This is a genomic window from Pseudomonas sp. GNP014 (assembly GCF_054344005.1).
Genome location: NZ_JBTGUS010000001.1, coordinates 1,589,283 through 1,608,004, shown reverse-complemented (window position 1 = coordinate 1,608,004; position 18,722 = coordinate 1,589,283). Strand labels below are relative to the sequence as shown.

The 18,722-nt window shown below is 60.4% G+C and carries 19 protein-coding genes; 8 read left to right on the top strand and 11 right to left on the bottom strand.

The genetic code is table 11. From position 1 onward, the window contains the following. The first annotated feature begins 167 nt into the window (after positions 1-167). Both glnL and ntrC read left to right on the top strand, forming a co-directional pair. Positions 168-1,253, top strand: coding sequence for a nitrogen regulation protein NR(II) (glnL, locus tag ACXX9E_RS07375; protein ID WP_007909240.1), 1,086 nt, complete (start codon positions 168-170; stop codon positions 1,251-1,253). After that, positions 1,250-2,686 (top strand): nitrogen regulation protein NR(I), encoded by a 1,437-nt coding sequence (ntrC, locus tag ACXX9E_RS07370; RefSeq protein WP_123470660.1) that lies wholly within the window; start codon positions 1,250-1,252, stop codon positions 2,684-2,686. The genes glnL and ntrC overlap by 4 nt, the downstream gene beginning before the upstream one ends. A gap of 762 nt (positions 2,687-3,448) precedes the next feature. Here ntrC and ACXX9E_RS07365 read toward each other — a convergent pair. After that, the gene (locus ACXX9E_RS07365) at positions 3,449-3,889 is read right to left on the bottom strand and encodes a hypothetical protein (protein ID WP_123470658.1); all 441 of its coding nucleotides are present in this window, start codon (positions 3,887-3,889) and stop codon (positions 3,449-3,451) included. On the opposite strand from ACXX9E_RS07365, the gene ACXX9E_RS07360 reads away from it, so the two are divergent. Next, positions 3,888-4,343, top strand: a complete 456-nt coding sequence (locus ACXX9E_RS07360; protein ID WP_003220777.1) for a tRNA (cytidine(34)-2'-O)-methyltransferase — start codon at positions 3,888-3,890, stop codon at positions 4,341-4,343. The genes ACXX9E_RS07365 and ACXX9E_RS07360 overlap by 2 nt on opposite strands. A gap of 120 nt (positions 4,344-4,463) precedes the next feature. Here ACXX9E_RS07360 and secB read toward each other — a convergent pair whose 3' ends face one another. Genes secB through ACXX9E_RS07345 form a run of 3 tightly spaced genes read right to left on the bottom strand, consistent with a single transcriptional unit; the run spans position 4,464 to position 5,676 of the window. After that, a complete protein-coding gene (gene secB / locus ACXX9E_RS07355) occupies positions 4,464-4,949 on the bottom strand; it encodes a protein-export chaperone SecB (RefSeq protein ID WP_123470657.1) in 486 nt (161 codons plus the stop codon). Positions 4,950-5,006: 57 nt separating this feature from the next. Then, the gene (gene grxC / locus ACXX9E_RS07350) at positions 5,007-5,261 is read right to left on the bottom strand and encodes a glutaredoxin 3 (RefSeq protein WP_123470655.1); all 255 of its coding nucleotides are present in this window, start codon (positions 5,259-5,261) and stop codon (positions 5,007-5,009) included. A 1-nt stretch (position 5,262) separates the two neighbouring features. Further along, the gene (locus ACXX9E_RS07345; RefSeq protein WP_064585542.1) at positions 5,263-5,676 is read right to left on the bottom strand and encodes a rhodanese-like domain-containing protein; all 414 of its coding nucleotides are present in this window, start codon (positions 5,674-5,676) and stop codon (positions 5,263-5,265) included. 154 nt (positions 5,677-5,830) lie between these two features. Here ACXX9E_RS07345 and gpmI point away from each other — a divergent pair, with 154 nt between their 5' ends. The 5 genes from gpmI to ACXX9E_RS07320 all read left to right on the top strand — a co-directional run bounded on the left by gpmI (position 5,831) and on the right by ACXX9E_RS07320 (position 12,527). Next, positions 5,831-7,360 carry a 2,3-bisphosphoglycerate-independent phosphoglycerate mutase gene (gpmI, locus tag ACXX9E_RS07340; RefSeq protein WP_458555237.1) on the top strand — a complete coding sequence of 510 codons (1,530 nt, stop codon included), beginning with the start codon at positions 5,831-5,833 and terminating at the stop codon, positions 7,358-7,360. A gap of 253 nt (positions 7,361-7,613) precedes the next feature. Next, on the top strand, positions 7,614-8,900 hold the full coding sequence (locus ACXX9E_RS07335; RefSeq protein ID WP_123470651.1) for a murein hydrolase activator EnvC family protein: 1,287 nt from the start codon (positions 7,614-7,616) through the stop codon (positions 8,898-8,900). Positions 8,901-8,931: 31 nt separating this feature from the next. Then, entirely contained in the window at positions 8,932-10,251 is a 1,320-nt protein-coding gene (locus ACXX9E_RS07330) for a S41 family peptidase (protein WP_123470649.1), read from the top strand. A gap of 2 nt (positions 10,252-10,253) precedes the next feature. Continuing rightward, positions 10,254-11,030 carry a divergent polysaccharide deacetylase family protein gene (locus ACXX9E_RS07325; RefSeq protein WP_128616281.1) on the top strand — a complete coding sequence of 259 codons (777 nt, stop codon included), beginning with the start codon at positions 10,254-10,256 and terminating at the stop codon, positions 11,028-11,030. A gap of 114 nt (positions 11,031-11,144) precedes the next feature. Further along, positions 11,145-12,527 carry a Vps62-related protein gene (locus tag ACXX9E_RS07320; RefSeq protein WP_458555236.1) on the top strand — a complete coding sequence of 461 codons (1,383 nt, stop codon included), beginning with the start codon at positions 11,145-11,147 and terminating at the stop codon, positions 12,525-12,527. Here the strand turns inward: ACXX9E_RS07320 and ACXX9E_RS07315 are convergent. From ACXX9E_RS07315 to ACXX9E_RS07285, 7 genes are all read right to left on the bottom strand, one after another. Then, positions 12,508-13,263, bottom strand: coding sequence for a substrate-binding periplasmic protein (locus tag ACXX9E_RS07315; protein ID WP_128616279.1), 756 nt, complete (start codon positions 13,261-13,263; stop codon positions 12,508-12,510). The two genes, ACXX9E_RS07320 and ACXX9E_RS07315, sit on opposite strands and share 20 nt — an antisense overlap. A gap of 73 nt (positions 13,264-13,336) precedes the next feature. Then, positions 13,337-14,107, bottom strand: coding sequence for an imidazole glycerol phosphate synthase subunit HisF (hisF, locus tag ACXX9E_RS07310; protein ID WP_090452593.1), 771 nt, complete (start codon positions 14,105-14,107; stop codon positions 13,337-13,339). A gap of 93 nt (positions 14,108-14,200) precedes the next feature. Beyond that, complete coding sequence (hisA, locus tag ACXX9E_RS07305) at positions 14,201-14,950, bottom strand: 1-(5-phosphoribosyl)-5-[(5-phosphoribosylamino)methylideneamino]imidazole-4-carboxamide isomerase (RefSeq protein ID WP_128616278.1); 750 nt, start codon at positions 14,948-14,950, stop codon at positions 14,201-14,203. Between the two features lie 102 nt (positions 14,951-15,052). After that, positions 15,053-15,313 carry a DUF2164 domain-containing protein gene (locus ACXX9E_RS07300; protein WP_003220751.1) on the bottom strand — a complete coding sequence of 87 codons (261 nt, stop codon included), beginning with the start codon at positions 15,311-15,313 and terminating at the stop codon, positions 15,053-15,055. Continuing rightward, a complete protein-coding gene (hisH, locus tag ACXX9E_RS07295; RefSeq protein ID WP_123470642.1) occupies positions 15,314-15,952 on the bottom strand; it encodes an imidazole glycerol phosphate synthase subunit HisH in 639 nt (212 codons plus the stop codon). Beyond that, positions 15,952-16,545 carry an imidazoleglycerol-phosphate dehydratase HisB gene (hisB, locus tag ACXX9E_RS07290; protein WP_007909204.1) on the bottom strand — a complete coding sequence of 198 codons (594 nt, stop codon included), beginning with the start codon at positions 16,543-16,545 and terminating at the stop codon, positions 15,952-15,954. The genes hisH and hisB overlap by 1 nt, the downstream gene beginning before the upstream one ends. A 265-nt stretch (positions 16,546-16,810) precedes the next feature. Continuing rightward, positions 16,811-18,475, bottom strand: coding sequence for an OFA family MFS transporter (locus tag ACXX9E_RS07285; protein ID WP_123470640.1), 1,665 nt, complete (start codon positions 18,473-18,475; stop codon positions 16,811-16,813). Positions 18,476-18,722: the final 247 nt, after the last annotated feature.

The window sequence follows — 18,722 nt, the reverse complement described above, 5'->3', positions numbered from 1 at the left end:
TTTGGTTCGAAACTTCCCGTTCCAGCCGCAATGGCGCCACGCAAACGAGCGTCAAACGCCCGTTTCAGGGGTTGAACGCTTCTTTTCGGAGCCTTGGTTTGGTTTTTGCATTTTCCGTTTAACGACGCCTGCTTCTTGCGCACGCTCCGCCCCCAAAAGAGGCTCCGATGACTATTAGCGACGCAATCCACCGTTTGCTGCTCGACAACCTGACCACCGCCACCATTCTGCTCGACGCCGAATTGCGCCTCGAATATATGAACCCGGCGGCGGAAATGCTGCTGGCCATCAGCGGCCAGCGCAGCCATGGGCAGTTCATCAGCGAGCTGTTCACCGAGTCCACCGAAGCGCTCAACTCGCTGCGCCAGGCGGTTGAGCAGGCGCACCCGTTCACCAAACGCGAAGCCATGCTCACCGCCCTCACCGGCCAGACCCTGACCGTGGACTACGCGGTGACGCCAATCCTCAGCAACGGCGCAACCATGCTTCTGCTGGAAGTGCACCCGCGTGACCGGCTGCTGCGGATCACCAAGGAAGAGGCGCAACTGTCCAAACAGGAGACCAGCAAGATGCTGGTGCGCGGCCTCGCCCATGAGATCAAGAATCCCCTCGGCGGCATCCGCGGCGCGGCGCAGTTGCTGGCCCGCGAACTGCCGGAAGACAGTCTGCGCGACTACACCAACGTGATCATTGAAGAGGCCGACCGCCTGCGCAATCTGGTTGATCGCATGCTCGGCTCGAACAAGCTGCCGTCGCTGGCCATGTGCAACGTCCACGAAGTGCTGGAGCGTGTCTGCCAATTGGTCGAGGCGGAGAGTCAGGGCTGCATCACGCTGGTGCGCGATTACGACCCGAGCATTCCCGACGTGTTGATCGACCGCGAGCAAATGATTCAGGCCGTGCTGAACATCGTGCGCAACGCCATGCAAGCGATCAGCAGCCAGAACGAGCTGCGCCTGGGTCGCATCAGCCTGCGCACGCGAACGATGCGCCAGTTCACCATCGGCCACGTCCGCCATCGTCTGGTGACCAAGATCGAGATCATCGACAACGGCCCGGGGATCCCGGCGGAACTTCAGGAAACCATTTTCTTTCCCATGGTCAGTGGTCGTCCGGACGGTACCGGACTGGGCCTGGCCATTACCCAGAACATCATCAGCCAGCACCAGGGCCTGATCGAGTGTGACAGCCATCCAGGCCACACCACGTTCTCGATCTTTCTGCCACTGGAACAAGGAGCCACATCGACATGAGCCGTAGTGAAACTGTGTGGATCGTCGATGACGACCGTTCTATCCGTTGGGTTCTGGAAAAGGCCTTGCAGCAGGAAGGCATGACCACCCAGAGCTTCGACAGCGCCGATGGCGTGATGAGTCGCCTGGCCCGCCAGCAGCCTGACGTGATCATTTCCGACATCCGCATGCCCGGCGCCAGCGGCCTCGACCTGCTCGCACGGATTCGCGAACAACATCCACGGTTGCCGGTCATCATCATGACCGCTCACTCCGACCTGGACAGCGCCGTCGCCTCCTATCAGGGCGGCGCATTCGAATACCTGCCCAAGCCGTTCGACGTGGATGAAGCGGTATCGCTGGTCAAACGCGCCAACCAGCACGCGCAGGAACAACAAGGCCTGGAAGTCGTGCCCGCGCTGACCCGCACCCCGGAAATCATCGGCGAAGCGCCGGCGATGCAGGAAGTGTTTCGCGCCATCGGCCGCTTGAGCCACTCCAACATCACCGTGCTGATCAACGGCGAATCCGGCACCGGTAAAGAACTGGTGGCCCACGCCCTGCACCGCCACAGCCCGCGCGCGGCCTCGCCGTTCATCGCACTGAACATGGCGGCGATCCCCAAGGACCTGATGGAGTCAGAGCTGTTCGGCCACGAAAAAGGCGCGTTCACCGGCGCGGCCAACCTGCGTCGCGGCCGCTTCGAACAGGCTGACGGCGGGACGCTGTTCCTCGATGAAATCGGCGACATGCCCGCCGATACCCAGACGCGTCTGTTGCGGGTTCTCGCGGACGGCGAGTTCTATCGCGTTGGCGGGCATGTGCCGGTCAAAGTCGATGTGCGGATCATCGCCGCGACGCACCAGAATCTGGAAACCCTGGTACACGCCGGGAAATTCCGTGAGGACTTGTTCCACCGCCTCAACGTGATCCGCATCCACATCCCGCGTCTGTCGGATCGCCGTGAAGACATTCCGACCCTGGCCAAGCATTTCCTCAGCCGCGCCGCGCAAGAATTGGCGGTCGAGCCGAAGCTGCTGAAAAGCGAGACCGAGGAATACCTGAAAAACCTGCCGTGGCCGGGCAACGTGCGGCAGCTGGAGAACACGTGCCGCTGGATCACCGTAATGGCCTCCGGGCGCGAAGTGCATATCAGCGATCTGCCGCCAGAGTTGCTGAGCCTGCCGCAGGATTCGGCACCGGTGACCAACTGGGAGCAGGCGCTGCGCCAGTGGGCCGATCAGGCCTTGGCCCGTGGCCAGTCGAGTTTGCTCGACAGCGCGGTGCCGGCGTTTGAGCGGATCATGATCGAGACTGCACTCAAGCACACAGCCGGTCGGCGTCGTGATGCGGCGGTATTGCTCGGTTGGGGTCGCAACACCCTGACGCGCAAGATCAAGGAATTGGGGATGAAGGTTGATGGTGGCGATGATGAGGAGGGGGATGAGGGTTAAGGCGCCGTTCGCTAAAACCTTCTTCGCATTCGCCATCCAGCCCCTCACCCCAGCCCTCTCCCAATGGGAGAGGGGGCCGACCGAGTCGGTCATGCACTGTCCATCGACCTGACGCGTTGGGTCGACTTTGGATTCGGCAAAGCAATTTCACCTCGGCGTATCTCTTCGACATCCCTCGGTCAGTCCCCTCTCCCTCTGGGAGAGGGCGCCGACCGAGTCGGTCATGCACTGTCCATCGACCTGACGCGTTGGGTCGACTTTGGATTCGGCAAAGCAATTTCACCTCGGCGTATCACTTCGACATCCCCCGGTCAGTCCCCTCTCCCTCTGGGAGAGGGTTAGGGTGAGGGGCTTTCGTGCACCACCACAATGCACGTTGACCCGCGATTGCGCACAGCCCTCAGTAAAAAACCGCCCCTGGAATCACCGCAAAACTTAAATTTTAAAATCACGAAAGCCCCGGATTACGGGGCTTTCGGGTTTCTGAAAACTGCTTTAGTTTGAAAAACTGAAAACCTGGCACGCGCCCTGCAATAACCCTCACAGGTGATTCGATTCACCACCCGTTTCGGGGACCTTGGTACAGGCAGGCCGGGGAATCCCCTCTTTACACCGGGCGCACACCGCAACGCGATGCGCCCACCCTTTTGGGATCCTTGGTACAGGCAGGCCGGGGGTTCCCTCTTTACATCGGACCGACGCTTTCAGCGAAGTCCAACCATTTTGGGAACCCTGGTACAGGCAGGCCGGGGATTCCCGCTTTTATTGCTCCCGGAGATGGATCTCCAGCCGCCAGCGGTCATCGACCTGACTGCCGGCCCAGTCCCCCTGTAGCGGCCGTGCCGCCAGCACCGTCAGCAACAAACCACCATCACTCACACGCGTACGCCAGTTGACGTCCTTGCCGTTGAGCTTGAGCTGGCCCTTCTGCGCCTTGCCCTCAGCCTGGAACAGCAACGCCACCGCGCCGTCGACGATCTCGCCGTGCAGTTTGGGTTCATTGTTGAACCACACCACCAGGCCGCCGTCAGTCACCTCGACCTGCTGCAACACACTCGGATCCGGCGTGGTCAGGCGGCCGATCATCAGCCCGACCATCAGCCCGAAAATCGCCAGCGAACCGATCACCCGCGGGAATAGTTTCGAACGCGGGTCCGCTTGCGGCGTAGAATGCGCGTCATCTTTACCTTCGGAGCCGTGCATGTTTCACGTCATCCTTTTCCAACCAGAAATTCCGCCGAATACCGGCAACGTTATCAGGCTGTGCGCCAACAGCGGCTGCCACCTGCATTTGATCGAACCCTTGGGTTTCGAGATGGACGACAAGCGCCTGCGCCGCGCCGGTCTCGACTACCACGAATATGCCACCCTGCAGCGCCACGCCGATCTGGCCAGTTGCCTGGAAAGCCTGGGCAACCCGCGCTTGTTCGCGTTTACCACCAAGGGCTCGCGACCGTTTCATGATGCCGCGTTTGTCCCGGGCGATGCATTCATCTTCGGCCCGGAAAGCCGTGGCCTGCCGCCTGAGGTGCTGGACGCCCTACCGGCAGAACAGCGCCTGCGCCTGCCGATGCGCGAAGGCTGCCGCAGCCTGAACCTGTCCAACACCGTGGCGGTGGCCGTGTACGAAGCGTGGCGGCAGAACGACTTCAAATAAACACCCAAAACAACTGTGGGAGCGAGCCTGCTCGCGATTACGGCCTGTCAGCGACATTGACGTCTCTGACAAACCGCTTTCGCGAGCAGGCTCGCTCCCACAGGGGTAGAGCTGAACCGCTTATTGTACGGTTGGCGTCTCGCCGCTTTCCTGCATGCGCTGCAGCTCTTGCGCGTAGAGGGCGTCGAAGTTCACCGGGGCCAGCATCAGGGCCGGGAACGAACCACGGGTCACCAGGCTGTCCAGGGTTTCGCGCGCGTACGGGAACAGGATGTTCGGGCAGAACGCACCGAGGGTGTGGCTCATCGAAGCCGCGTCCAGGTTTTTGATCAGGAAGATACCGGCCTGTTGCACTTCAGCGATGAACGCCACTTCGTCACCGTTTTTCACGGTCACAGACAGGGTCAGCACGACTTCGTAGAAATCACCTTCCAGTTCTTTCTGGCGAGTGTTCAGATCCAGACCGACGCTCGGATCCCACTGCTGGCGGAAGATCGCCGGGCTTTTCGGGGCTTCGAACGACAGGTCGCGTACATAGATGCGCTGCAAGGAGAATTGCGGTGCGGTTTCTTCTTCGCTGGCTGCAGTGTTCTGTTGGTCAGTCATCTCAGATCCTTTCTGATCTTGGGTCTTTTAGGGATTGCTGTACGTGGGTGCAGCCGTTCAAGCCTTGAGCAGCGCGTCGAGCTTGCCGGCGCGCTCCAGGGCATACAAATCATCACAACCGCCGATGTGCTTGTCGCCGATCCAGATCTGCGGCACGGACGTGCGTCCGGCCTTCTGGGTCATGGCAGCACGAATCTGCGGCTTGCCATCGACCTTGATCTCTTCGAAGGCCACACCTTTGTTCGCGAGCAATTGCTTGGCTCGCATGCAATAAGGGCAGTAATCGCTGGAATAGACGATGACTTCGCTCATATCACTTCACCAGCGGCAGGTTGTCGCCTTTCCAGCTGGAGATCCCGCCGGACAGCTTGGCGGCGGTGAAGCCGGATTTCATCAGTTCGCGGGCATGGGTGCCGGCGGTCTGGCCCAGGGCGTCAACCAGAATGATGGTCTTGGCCTTGTGTTTTTCCAGCTCGCCGATGCGCGCAGCCAGTTTGTCCTGAGGAATGTTCACCGCGCCAACGATGTGGCCGGCAGCAAAATCCTTGGTTGGACGGATGTCCACCACCACGCCCGCATCTTTATTGACCAGCGCGGTCAGCTCACCGGTGCTCAGGCTTTTACCGCCGCCCTGCATCGTGTGCGCCAGCAGCAGAGCCAGCAGTACGACGAAGATACCGACAAGAATGTAGTGGTTAGTGGCAAATTCAATCAGGTGAGCAACCATCGAAGGAGGTTCCAGGGCGTTAAAATGTCGGCCAGTATACACAGCCCCCAAGGTGGGCCAAACCCCGTCCGGCGGTGACGTGGTCGGAACTAAGCATTAAACTCGCCACTCCCTTTTCCATCGCCCTCTTCTTTATTAGCCACGAGTGGATTCCATGACTACCACGCCTAAACCTTTGGTCCTGATGATTCTCGACGGCTTCGGTCACAGTGACAGCCACGAATCCAATGCCGTGTACGCGGCGAAGAAGCCGGTCCTTGATCGCCTCTGGGCCAGCGTGCCGAACGGCTTGATCTCGGGCAGCGGCATGGACGTCGGCCTGCCGGACGGCCAGATGGGCAACTCCGAAGTCGGCCACATGAACCTCGGCGCCGGCCGCGTGGTGTATCAGGACTTCACCCGAGTGACCAAAGCGATCCGCGACGGCGAGTTCTTCGACAACCCGACCCTCTGCGCCGCTGTGGATAACGCCGTGGCCGCCGGCAAAGCCGTGCACTTCATGGGCCTGCTGTCCGACGGCGGCGTGCACAGCCACCAGGATCACCTGATCGCCATGGCCGAACTGGCCTTCAAGCGCGGCGCCGAAAAAATCTACCTGCACGCCTTCCTCGATGGCCGCGACACGCCGCCGAAAAGCGCCACGTCGTCGATCGAACTGCTCGACGCGACCTTTCAGGCGCTCGGCAAGGGCCGCATCGCCAGCATCGTCGGTCGCTACTACGCGATGGACCGTGACAACCGTTGGGACCGCGTATCTCAGGCCTACAACCTGATCGTCGACGGCAACGCCGAATTCAACGCCGCCACTGCCCAGGAAGGCCTCGACGCCGCCTACGCCCGTGGCGAGAGCGACGAATTCGTCAAAGCCACCACCATCGGCGAGCCGGTCAAGGTCGAAGACGGCGACGCCGTGGTGTTCATGAACTTCCGCGCCGACCGCGCCCGCGAGCTGACCCGCGTCTTCGTCGAAGACGATTTCAAGGAGTTCGAGCGAGCGCGCCAGCCGAAACTGGCCGGTTTCGTCATGCTGACCCAATACGCCGCCAGCATCCCTGCGCCGTCGGCCTTCGCCCCCGGCAGCCTGGAAAACGTGCTCGGCGATTATCTGGCGAAGAACGGCAAGACCCAGCTGCGTATCGCTGAAACCGAGAAATATGCGCACGTGACCTTCTTCTTCTCCGGCGGTCGTGAAGAACCGTTTCCGGGCGAAGAGCGGATTCTGATCCCGTCGCCGAAAGTCGCCACCTACGACCTGCAGCCGGAAATGAGCGCGCCGGAAGTCACCGACCGCATCGTCGAGGCGATCGAGAATCAGCGTTACGACGTGATCGTGGTCAACTACGCCAACGGCGACATGGTCGGCCACAGCGGTGTGTTCGAAGCGGCGGTGAAGGCCGTTGAATGCCTCGACACCTGCGTCGGCCGTATCGTCGATGCGCTGGAAAAGGTGGGCGGCGAAGCGCTGATCACCGCTGACCACGGTAACGTCGAGCAGATGTCCGACGCTTCCACCGGCCAGGCGCACACCGCCCACACCACCGAGCCAGTGCCATTCATTTATGCCGGCAAGCGTGACCTCAAGGTCCGCGAAGGCGGCGTCCTGGCGGACGTGGCACCAACCATGCTGATGCTGCTGGGCCTGGAAAAACCGGCGGAAATGACCGGCACCTCGATTCTGGTCTGACCCGAATCGCCAAAACACCTTAAAACCCTGTGGGAGCTGGCTTGCCAGCGATAGCAATCTGACAGCCAACATCTATGTTGAATGCGCAGACGCCATCGCTGGCAAGCCAGCTCCCACAGTGGTTTATGGGGTTTTCGAAATGGAATTACGCCTGTCTGGCGCTCCAGTTATCACACAGCCCCAATTGGGCGTTTTTTTTGCAGCGTCGGGCGGGCATACTAGGCCGTCCCTTACCCTGGTGCCGCCCGCCCCTATGCTTCGCGTCCTGATCGCCCTTGCTCTGACATGCCTGCTCCAACCGGCCTTCGCTGACGAGCGCGCGCAAACCCAACAGCAGTTGGACGCCACGCGTCAGGACATTGCCGAGTTGAAAAAACTGCTGGGCAAACTGCAGGAAGAAAAATCCGGCGTGCAGAAAGAGCTCAAGGGCACCGAAACCGAGATGGGCAAGCTCGAGAAGCAGGTCGATGCCCTGCAAAAAGAGCTGAAGAAAAGCGAATCCGAGCTGCAGCGGCTCGATGCGGAGAAAAAAAAACTCCAGAGCGCGCGCACTGAACAACAGCGACTGATCGCCATCCAGGCCCGCGCGGCCTACCAGAACGGTCGTCAGGAATACCTCAAGCTGCTGCTCAACCAGCAGAATCCCGAGAAATTCGCCCGTACCCTCACCTATTACGATTACCTGAGCCAGGCCCGTCTGGAGCAGTTGAAAAGCTTCAACGAAACCCTGCGCCAGTTGGCCAATGTCGAAAAAGACATCGCTCTGCAGCAGGCGCAATTGCTGGTGCAGAAAAGCAGCCTCGACACCCAGCGCGACGAGCTGGAAAAGGTCCGCAAGGAACGCCAGCAAGTCCTCGCCAAGCTCAATGACGACGTGAAAGCCCGCGACCAGAAACTGGCCGCCCGCGAGCAGGATCAGGCAGACCTGTCTAAAGTCCTTAAAACCATTGAAGAAACCCTGGCCCGTCAGGCCCGTGAGGCAGAAGAAGCGCGGCAGAAAGCGCTGATCGCCCAGCAGGAAGCGGAAAAAAAGCGTTTGCGTGAGGCGCAGGCTGAAAACAGCGACGCCCCACGAAAACCCGCCAGATCCACCCCCGGCGCGCTGGTTTCCAGCAGCGGCGAGACCTTCGGTGGCCCTTTTGCTGCAACCCGGGGAAAACTTCCGTGGCCGGTTGATGGTCGACTGCTGGCACGCTTCGGCGAAAGCCGTGGCGACGATGCCCGTACCAAGTGGGACGGCGTAATGATCAGCGCTTCCGCCGGCAGTCAGGTGCACGCCGTACACGGCGGTCGTGTGGTATTCGCCGACTGGTTACGCGGTGCCGGGCTGCTGGTGATCCTCGATCACGGCAACGGTTTTCTGAGTCTTTACGGTCACAACCAGACGCTGCTCAAGTCGGCAGGTGACGTGGTAAAAGCCGGTGAATCCATCTCCACTGTCGGTAACAGTGGTGGCCAGGACACGCCTGCGCTGTATTTCGCAATTCGTCAGCAGGGTCACCCGAGTGATCCGGCGCAATGGTGTCGTGCGCAAGGATAAGCGCACCGCCTAATTAAGGAGTTCGTTCGACATGCTGCATTTGTCCCGTCTTACCTCGCTGGCCCTGACGATCGCTCTGGTGATCGGCGCGCCTCTGGCGTTCGCTGCTCAGCCAGCCCCGGCCGTCGCTCCGGCAGGCACTGCCGCGACCGCCAAGGCACCGTTGCCGCTGGAAGAGTTGCGCACCTTTGCCGAGGTCATGGACCGGATCAAGGCCGCCTACGTCGAGCCGGTGGACGACAAGACCCTGCTGGAAAACGCGATCAAGGGCATGCTCAGCAACCTCGATCCGCACTCCGCCTACCTGGGCCCTGAAGACTTCACCGAGTTGCAGGAAAGCACCAGCGGCGAATTCGGCGGGCTGGGCATCGAAGTCGGCTCCGAAGACGGCTTCATCAAGGTCGTCTCGCCAATCGACGACACGCCTGCATCGAAGGCCGGCATTCAGGCCGGTGACTTCATCGTCAAGATCAACGGCCAGCCGACTCGCGGCCAGACCATGACCGAAGCCGTCGACAAGATGCGCGGCAAGATCGGCCAGAAGATCACCCTGACCCTGGTCCGCGACGGCGGCACGCCGTTCGACGTGACCCTGGCCCGCGCCGTGATTCAGGTCAAGAGCGTCAAGTCGCAGCTGCTGGAATCGGGCTACGGCTACATCCGCATCACTCAGTTCCAGGTCAAGACCGGCGAAGAGGTCTCCAAGGCCCTGGCGAAGATGCGCAAGGACAACGGCAAGAAGCTCAAAGGCATCATTCTCGACCTGCGTAACAACCCGGGCGGTGTACTGCAGGCGGCGGTGGAAGTGGTCGACCACTTCATCACCAAAGGCCTGATCGTCTACACCAAGGGCCGGATCGCCAACTCCGAACTGCGCTTCTCTGCCACCGGCAAGGACGAAAGCGAAGCCGTGCCGATGGTCGTGCTGATCAACGGTGGCAGCGCCTCGGCCTCGGAAATCGTCGCCGGCGCCCTGCAGGATCAGAAACGCGCCGTGGTCATGGGCACCACCAGTTTCGGCAAGGGCTCGGTGCAAACCGTGCTGCCGCTGAACAACGACCGCGCACTGAAGATCACCACGGCGTTGTACTTCACGCCGAATGGCCGTTCGATCCAGGCTCAGGGCATCGTCCCGGACATCGAAGTGCGCAAGGCCAAGATCACCAACGAAGCGGACGGCGACTACTTCAAGGAAGCCGACCTGCAAGGTCACCTGGGCAACGGCAACGGCGGCGCGGACAAGCCGACCGGCTCCGGCGCCAAGCCTAAGGCAATGCCGCAGGATGACGATTACCAGTTGGCCCAGGCCCTGAGCCTGCTCAAAGGCCTGAGCATTACATCCGGCCGTTGAGGATGTCTTTGCGTTTCCTTTTCGTCCTGCTGTGCTGTCTGGCGGGTGCTGCTCATGCAGAGCCCGCCAGCCCCACGCCACACAAAGCCTACCTGACGCTGATCATCGACGACCTGGGGCAGAACCTGCCCCGGGATCGCCGCGTGCTGGCCCTGCCCGGCCCGGTGACCACGGCGATCATGCCAGACACGCCTCACGCCACCGAATTCGCCCGCGAGGCCCATCGCGCTGGCAAGATCGTCATCCTGCACATGCCGATGGATCCGGCCACTGGCCCGTACGCCTGGCACCCGGAATTGCCGATCGAAGAGCTTGAGAAGCGCCTCGACGCAGCGTTCAAAAAGGTGCCGTACACGGCGGGCATCAACAATCACATGGGTAGCCGCATGACTGCTCAGCCCGTGGCGATGGCCTGGCTGATGGGCGAGTTGCAGCGGCGGCACAAGTTCTTCGTCGACAGCCGCACCAGCGCGCAGACCGTCGCCGCGCAGCAAGCGCAGAAGATCAATCTGGCGAGCGTCTCGCGGGATGTGTTCCTGGATGACGAGCGCACCGAAGCGGCGATTTTCACCCAGTTGCAAACAGCGATCAGTCTCGCCCGTAAACAGGGCTCGGCGGTGATGATCGGCCACCCTTACCCGCAGACGCTGGCGGTGCTGGAGCGCGAGCTGCCCAAGCTGAAGGCCCAGGGCATCGACTGGATCGACATCAGGCAAATGATCAGCGTGCGCAGCAATCGCGCCATGAGCGGACATGGCAAAGACGGGATTTATCGGTAATACCGGGTAACGCTCTATACATAGTTACCGCCAGCAATCCTGCTGGCTTCCGGATAGTGAGACCTGCAACAGGTCGTGGCTCCCCCGAGCCACTTTCAACTATCAGGATTGACTATGACTCTCGAAGAAAACGCTGCCGCGCCACCCAGGCCAATGCAGCCCATCACGCACGACAACCTGCTGATCAACTTCACAACCGAGTTTCATCGGGTCTGGAGTATCAATGGTGCAAAGGCAAAACCTGGAACTTTCTGGCGCCCCACACCTGCTCCGGATGCATTGCCGGGTTACTTTCCACTGGGCGATCTGTTCATTCCCGGCAGTTTCAACATTAACGGCGACATGGTCTCGGCTGTCGTCTGCGAGAAGGACTTGAAAGGGGCGAAAAACAGTAAAGGCAACGCGCTGGCCAAGCCTGCCGATTTCGAACTGGTCTGGAATGAGTCCCCGTCACCCAGTGTTACGCGCACATCCATATGGCGCCCGATCCCCCCTGCAGGCTACGTCGCCTTGGGCCTGGTGTGCGCCAGTGACCACCGTAAGCCATCACCCAATACCGTCCGCTGCGTGAGGGCCGATCTGGTTGTAGAGGCAACTGTCGGGGATCTGCTGTGGAATGACAAAGGCACGGGCGCAAAACTCAGTTTCAGCGCCTGGACCATACAGCCACCCACTGCCGAGCCGGGCGAAATCTGTTTTGCTCCCGGCACCTTTGTGGGCGTAGAGACCTACAGCAAACCCACAGCGCCCGGCACTGCTTATGCGCTACGGATGCAGATCCCGATGCAAATCACCGCAGCACCCCAAGCTCCGACGCTCACCGGGTATGCGCACCCTCCGAGTAGCGAAGCCGTCAAAGTCACTCAGGTTGCCCGCCTGCCCTGGTTTGCGGTCAGAGACCACGCCGATCCCGCCGAGCAGTTTTTCAGCTCGCCCTATTACGAGCTGAAAAGAACAGACGAATATGTGTTGATTGGTCATGACCACAACACCTCGGACAACACCCGTGCAGCCAAATGGATCACCCACCGAACACAAAACCCGATAGGGCTACGCGTGTTCAGCGGCTTGACGTCGATTGAAATCGACAAGGCCTGGCCATCCGTGGCGTTGAGCGATAGACGGGTGACGAAACTTTCGGCCCGCCTGCCGGAACACTTCACTCATACCGAAAACTCTGCGAGCGGCTGGATGGAATCACGTCCTCAGGTCGTCATCGCCATGGTTGCGAAGCAGACTGCCGTCGCGGTCTACCAGATGGAAAGTCATTACAAACTCATACGTGAGGACGGCACTCAGGTGGCCGTCGAATTCCGCTATACCGACGACTCCAGCTTTCATCTGACGCAATTTCCGCCGGAACAAATCGAGATTGCCAACGCGTGCCCGCAACTGACCAGGAGCACACCGCCAGGCTCCGAGGACAGTGGTGGTGCGGTCGACATCATTGCACCGTCAGCGCTGGAACTACCGACTGCTACAGATAGCGCCCCATGATCTCGTCGACAACCCCATCCTTGCGCATTTGATCCAGTGCAGCCTGCAACTTGGCAACGACTGTATCTGACACATCCTTGTTCAGTGCCAGATACAGTTCTGCGCTGTTGAAGCGCAGCACAGTCTTGAGGCCGGTAACACCGTCCTGCCGCGCCAGATACCGTCCGGCAGGATCGCCTGTGGCCCACAAATCAATCTGCCCGCCGACCAGTTTTTTCGCATTGTCCTGATCACGCAGCACCACAATCGGCTTCAGCCCCTGCTTGGCCAGTGTCTCGGCAATGGCATCCCCTTTGTAGGCGCCGATCTTGTATTGGCGCGCATCCTCGAGGGTTTCGAGAGTGATCTTGCTGTCAGCCTTGGCCAACATGATCCAGTCGTCAGGGCCGATCGGGCCGACCCATTTGAAGAGTTTTTCCCGGTCCGGCAGACGCGCCATCACGAAGGCACCGTAACCGGGGTTTTCCAGGGCGAGTTTGTAGACGCGTTCCCAAGGAAAACGCAGAGTCAGGCTGTAAGTGATCCCGGCACGCTGGAACATTTCACGGACGATATCGGTGGCGATGCCATTGATGTTCTCGCCTTGGGCGAAATTTTTGCCGTTCTTCGCCATGTTATAGGGCGGGAAGTTTTCGGTGAGCAGCACCAGATCGGTGTCGGGACTGTTTTCGGCCCGGGCATTGTTAATCAACAACAAAGAGGCACTGGCGAGAACAAGGAGCAGGCGTTTGATCATGTCGGGCTACCGGAATCCATGGCGTGCCCAAGAGTGCCTTGGGTGCGCCATGGTGTCCACTGGCCCGTACGGTTTAGCGCATTACGATGCCGCGTTTGGCCATATACGCTTTTGCTTCCTGCACGGTGTATTCGCCGAAGTGGAAAATACTCGCCGCCAGCACTGCGCTGGCGTGGCCTTCAATGATGCCGTCAGCCAGATGCTGCAGGTTGCCGACGCCGCCGGAAGCGATGACCGGAATGCCCAGCGCATCGCTGATGGCGCGGGTCACGCCGAGGTCGAAGCCGTTTTTCATGCCGTCCTGATCCATGCTGGTCAGCAGGATCTCGCCGGCGCCAAGGCCTTCCATTTTCTTCGCCCACTCGACCGCGTCGAGGCCGGTCGGCTTGCGTCCGCCGTGGGTGAAGATTTCCCAGCGCGGGGTTTCGCCCGGGCCTGAGACTTTCTTCGCGTCGATGGCGACGACGATGCACTGCGAGCCGAAATGCTGTGCGGCTTCGCCGACAAACTCAGGGTTGAACACCGCTGCGGTGTTGATCGAGACCTTGTCCGCACCGGCATTGAGCAGGTTGCGAATGTCCTGCACGGTGCGCACGCCGCCGCCCACGGTCAGCGGGATGAACACCTGGCTGGCCATGCGCTCGACGGTATGCAGCGTAGTGTCGCGGCCATCGACGCTGGCGGTGATGTCGAGGAAGGTAATCTCGTCGGCACCCTGCTCGTCATAGCGCCGGGCGATTTCCACCGGGTCACCGGCGTCGCGGATGTTTTCGAACTTCACACCTTTGACGACCCGGCCGTTGTCCACGTCCAGGCAAGGGATGATGCGCTTGGCTAACGCCATGGGCTTAATCTCCGATTAAGAGTTGCAAGCTTCAAGCTACGAGCTGCAAGAAAGAGCCGATCGCGGTCGAGCTTCTAACTTGCAGCTTGCAGCTTACAACTTGGAGCTGGCCGCGTAGCCATCACAAAAAGCTTGAGCCTCTGCAACATCCAAAGTGCCCTCATAGATCGCGCGGCCCGTAATTGCACCGATGATGCCCGGCGCCTTGGCGTCGAGCAGCGACTTGATGTCACCCAGATTGTGGATGCCGCCGGAAGCGATTACCGGAATCTTCGTCGCCGCCGCCAGCGCAGCGGTGAACGGTACGTTGCAGCCCTGCATCATGCCGTCTTTGGCGATGTCGGTATAAACGATCGAGGACACGCCGTCGGCTTCAAACTGCTTGGCCAGATCAATGACCTGCACGGTGCTGATTTCAGCCCAGCCATCAGTCGCCACAAAACCGTCTTTGGCATCCAGACCGACAATGATCTTGCCCGGGAATGCGCGGCAGGCTTCAGCAACGAACGCCGGATCTTTAACGGCTTTGGTGCCGATGATCACGTAGCTCACGCCCGCCTTGACGTAGTGCTCGATGGTTTCCAGCGAACGGATGCCGCCACCGATCTGGATCGGCAAAGTCGGATAGCGCTTGGCGATCGCAGTGACCACTTCGCCGTTGACTGGCTGGCCTTCGAACGCGCCATTCAGATCGACCAGATGCAGACGGCGGCAACCGCCCTCCACCCACTTGGCAGCCATGCTCACCGGGTCATCGGAGAACACTGTGGAATCTTCCATGCGGCCCTGGCGCAGACGTACGCAGGCACCGTCTTTAAGATCGATAGCAGGAATAATCAGCATGCTTTTTCCTTCGTCAAAGAGCTGCAAGCTGCAAGCTTTAAGCTGCAAGCGCGCACGTGTGTCTGATTCTTGCAGCTGACAGCTTGAAGCTTGCCGCTGCTCCTAATTTTTTTCGAGCGCCCACAGGTCGCTTTCGATGCTTTCAAACCGCTCTTTGAGGTGGGTCTGCACATCGAAAATCGCCCTGTTGTAATAGTGCGGAGCAATTTCGCGGGTAAACAGCTCAAGAATTTCCGCCGCTTCGAACGAACCCAGGTCCAGTTCGAATCGGTCTTCCATGAACCGCTGGATCTTGCGATTGGCCTCGTTCTCCTGCTCGGGAGTGAGGGTCAGGATCGGCGGCTTGGACTTCTTGGCAGCCATTTACCAGCGACCGTCCCACGCGGCGAAGTTCTGCAGCAGTTGCAGGCCATGGGTATGGCTCTTCTCCGGGTGGAACTGCACGGCGAAACGCGAGCCATCGGCCAGTGCTGCGGCGAAATCGAGCCCGTAATGACCGCTGCCCACCACCTGCCGCGCGTTGGCGGCGGCGATGTAGTAGCTGTGCACGAAGTAGAAACGCGCCATGTCCGGAATATCGTGCCACAGCGGGTGACTGACCTTCTGCTTCACCTCGTTCCAGCCCATATGCGGGACTTTCAGGTGCTCGCCGTCTTCATGCAGGTCTTTGCCGAAGAACTTCACCGCCCCCGGGAACAGGCCGATGCAGTCAACGCCGTCGTTCTCTTCGCTGGTGTCGAGCAAGGCCTGCATGCCGACGCAGATGCCGAGGAACGGACGATCCTGGCTGACTTCACGCACCAGCGAGTCGAAACCGAGGCGACGAATTTCCGCCATGCAGTCGCGAATCGCGCCAACACCGGGGAAGACCACGCGGTCGGCTTCGCGGATCACGTCGGCATCGCTGGTGATCAGCACCTTGCCGGCACCGACGTGCTCGAGGGCCTTGGCCACCGAGTGCAGGTTGCCCATGCCGTAGTCGATAACTGCAACCGTCTGCATTACAGGACGCCTTTGGTCGATGGCATTTGCCCGGCCATGCGCTCGTCCAGCTCGACGGCCATGCGCAGGGCGCGGCCGAAAGCCTTGAACACGGTTTCGATCTGGTGGTGGGTGTTGGTGCCACGCAGGTTGTCGATGTGCAAGCTGACCAGTGCGTGGTTGACGAAGCCCTGGAAGAATTCCTGGAACAGGTCAACGTCGAAGCCGCCCACGGTGGCGCGGGTGTACGGCACGTGCATCTGCAGGCCCGGGCGGCCGGAGAAGTCGATCACCACACGCGACAGCGCTTCATCGAGCGGCACATAGGCGTGGCCGTAGCGACGGATGCCTTTCTTGTCGCCGATGGCTTTGGCGAAGGCCTGGCCGAGGGTGATACCGACGTCTTCCACGGTATGGTGGTCGTCGATATGCAGATCGCCCTTGCATTCAATATCCAGGTCGATCAACCCGTGACGGGCGATCTGATCCAGCATGTGCTCAAGAAAAGGAACACCGATATCGAATCGGGCCTTTCCGGTGCCATCAAGGTTGATCGAGGCTTTGATCTGGGTTTCCAGAGTGTCGCGCTCGACAGACGCCTTACGTTCGGCCATCACCAGCTCCGCAAAATCATTGGGCGAAAAAGGCAGCCATTATAGGCACGCGGGGCCGAAACAGAAACACGAGACGCAATATCGCTGACGGACAGAAGTCCCGGCTGTCGCGGGTAGACATGTCCATACAAGCCATTACAGGCACCCCAAAAACAACTGTAGGAGTGAGCCTGCTCGCGATGAGGACCTGGCAATCAACATTTCTGTGACTGTCGGACCGCTATCGCGAGCAGGGCTCACTCCTACAGGGGTACTGCTTTTTTACTTAGTGAAACAGTACCGCCGTTTTCTGCAGGGTCACCCACACACCCCACGCCAACGGAATCCCCACCACCAGCCATGCTGCGACGGCCAACGGCTTGCTGCCCGGCGCGGCTTTCCACTCCAGAACCGTAGTCGCGTCAGCACCTTTGTCGTGGCCCAGCGCCTGCTCGGCAGCCAGTTCAGCGTCGGTCATGAAGTACTTGTCAGCCACCGGACGAACCAGCAGGTTGCACAGGAAGCCCAGCACCAGCAGGCCGGCGAGGATGTACAGGGTGATGTCGTAGGCAGCCGCGCGGTCAACGCCGATGCTCAACTGGTACTCACGCAGGTAGTTCACCAACACCGGACCGAGCACACCGGCTGCCGCCCAGGCGGTCAGCAGACGACCGTGGATCGCACCCACCATCTGCGTACCGAACAGGTCGGCCAGATACGCCGGCACCGTGGCGAAACCACCGCCGTACATCGACAGAATGATGCAGAACGCCGCCACGAACAGCGCGACGTTGCCCAGGTGACCGAGGTTCGGGATCAATGCGTACAGGGCAAAACCCAGGGCGAAGAACACGAAGTAGGTGTTTTTGCGACCCAGGTAGTCGGAGAACGACGCCCAGAAGAACCGGCCACCGATGTTGAACAGGCTCAGCAGACCGGTGAAACCGGCAGCAATTGCGGCAATCGAAGCCAGTTGCCCGGCATCCAGTTGGCCGAACGGCACGTCAACCCCCAGCAGGCGGCCACCGAACACTTCCTGCAACAGCGGCGAGGCCATGCCCAGAATGCCGATACCGGCGGACACGTTCAGGCACAGCACCAGCCACACCAGACGGAATTGCGGGGTTTTCCACGCCACATTCACGTGCACGTGACGGTGGGTGATCATCGCGTTCGACGCTTTCTTCGCCGGCGCGGTCCAGCCTTCAGGCTTCCAGCCGGTTGGCGGCACGCGGTAGGCCAGGGCGCCACCGATCATGAACACAAAGTAGATCGCAGCCATGGCGACGAAGCTCTGCCAGACGCCGACACCGGCCGGCGAAGCGAAGTGGCTCATCAGCGCAGTCGCCAGCGGTGCACCGACCATCGCGCCACCACCGAAACCCATGATTGCCATGCCGGTGGCCATGCCGCGCTTGTCCGGGAACCACTTGATCAGGGTCGAGACCGGCGAGATGTAGCCCAGGCCCAGACCGATACCGCCGATCACGCCGGAGCCGATCCACATCAGCCAGATTTGATGGGTATAGATACCCAGCGCCGAAATCAGCAGACCGCCGCACCAGCACAGTGCCGATACCACACCGGCCTTGCGTGGGCCGGCGTGTTCCAGCCAGCCGCCCCAGATGGCTGCCGAGCAGCCGAGGAAGATGAAGAACAGGGTGTAGATCCAGCCGAGCATCGAGATCGGCCAGTCACATTGCGACGAAAACACTTGTGCGATGAAGCTCATGTCCGGTGCGCAAGCCACTGGAGCGGTGACGCCCAGCGCCTTGGACAGCGGCAGCCAGAACACCGAGAAACCGTAGGCCATGCCGATGCACAGGTGGATGGCCAGAGCGGCCGGTGGTACCAGCCAGCGGTTGAAACCGGGCTTGGCGATGATGCGTTCCTTGGACAGGAACGCAGGCTGGTCGGCGCGAAGGCCGTCCGCCGTGATGCTCGTGCTCATTGTGTATCCCCCAATTATTAGTATGGTTCGCCAGCCACTGCTCACCCCCGGCCTTTATGCACGCAGGCATGACCGTTTTTTTGGGTGAAGCTCCTTGAAGGCGCGACGTTAAGTCGCAGAAGGACGGACGAACGGGCGAAGGTTACCATTTGCACGTGACAGAAAAACCAAACTGATATCACCTTTTTTCATGTCACCTGATCTCCTTACCTGCAGGCACTGCACAACGCTGCGATCGTTTGATCAT

What these genes read in the sequence shown, in the direction of transcription:
- ACXX9E_RS07300 (WP_003220751.1), bottom strand. Translation starts at nt 15,313, where the DNA reads ATGGCTGCCAAGAAGTCCAAGCCGCCGATCCTGACCCTCACTCCCGAG.
- ACXX9E_RS07360 (WP_003220777.1), top strand. Translation starts at nt 3,888, where the DNA reads ATGTTTCACGTCATCCTTTTCCAACCAGAAATTCCGCCGAATACCGGC.
- ACXX9E_RS07345 (WP_064585542.1), bottom strand. Translation starts at nt 5,676, where the DNA reads ATGGTTGCTCACCTGATTGAATTTGCCACTAACCACTACATTCTTGTC.
- grxC (WP_123470655.1), bottom strand. Translation starts at nt 5,261, where the DNA reads ATGAGCGAAGTCATCGTCTATTCCAGCGATTACTGCCCTTATTGCATG.
- hisH (WP_123470642.1), bottom strand. Translation starts at nt 15,952, where the DNA reads ATGCAGACGGTTGCAGTTATCGACTACGGCATGGGCAACCTGCACTCG.
- glnL (WP_007909240.1), top strand. Translation starts at nt 168, where the DNA reads ATGACTATTAGCGACGCAATCCACCGTTTGCTGCTCGACAACCTGACC.
- gpmI (WP_458555237.1), top strand. Translation starts at nt 5,831, where the DNA reads ATGACTACCACGCCTAAACCTTTGGTCCTGATGATTCTCGACGGCTTC.
- ACXX9E_RS07325 (WP_128616281.1), top strand. Translation starts at nt 10,254, where the DNA reads ATGTCTTTGCGTTTCCTTTTCGTCCTGCTGTGCTGTCTGGCGGGTGCT.
- ACXX9E_RS07335 (WP_123470651.1), top strand. Translation starts at nt 7,614, where the DNA reads ATGCTTCGCGTCCTGATCGCCCTTGCTCTGACATGCCTGCTCCAACCG.
- ACXX9E_RS07330 (WP_123470649.1), top strand. Translation starts at nt 8,932, where the DNA reads ATGCTGCATTTGTCCCGTCTTACCTCGCTGGCCCTGACGATCGCTCTG.
- ACXX9E_RS07365 (WP_123470658.1), bottom strand. Translation starts at nt 3,889, where the DNA reads ATGCACGGCTCCGAAGGTAAAGATGACGCGCATTCTACGCCGCAAGCG.
- ACXX9E_RS07285 (WP_123470640.1), bottom strand. Translation starts at nt 18,475, where the DNA reads ATGAGCACGAGCATCACGGCGGACGGCCTTCGCGCCGACCAGCCTGCG.
- ACXX9E_RS07315 (WP_128616279.1), bottom strand. Translation starts at nt 13,263, where the DNA reads ATGATCAAACGCCTGCTCCTTGTTCTCGCCAGTGCCTCTTTGTTGTTG.
- ACXX9E_RS07320 (WP_458555236.1), top strand. Translation starts at nt 11,145, where the DNA reads ATGACTCTCGAAGAAAACGCTGCCGCGCCACCCAGGCCAATGCAGCCC.
- hisA (WP_128616278.1), bottom strand. Translation starts at nt 14,950, where the DNA reads ATGCTGATTATTCCTGCTATCGATCTTAAAGACGGTGCCTGCGTACGT.
- hisB (WP_007909204.1), bottom strand. Translation starts at nt 16,545, where the DNA reads ATGGCCGAACGTAAGGCGTCTGTCGAGCGCGACACTCTGGAAACCCAG.
- secB (WP_123470657.1), bottom strand. Translation starts at nt 4,949, where the DNA reads ATGACTGACCAACAGAACACTGCAGCCAGCGAAGAAGAAACCGCACCG.
- hisF (WP_090452593.1), bottom strand. Translation starts at nt 14,107, where the DNA reads ATGGCGTTAGCCAAGCGCATCATCCCTTGCCTGGACGTGGACAACGGC.
- ntrC (WP_123470660.1), top strand. Translation starts at nt 1,250, where the DNA reads ATGAGCCGTAGTGAAACTGTGTGGATCGTCGATGACGACCGTTCTATC.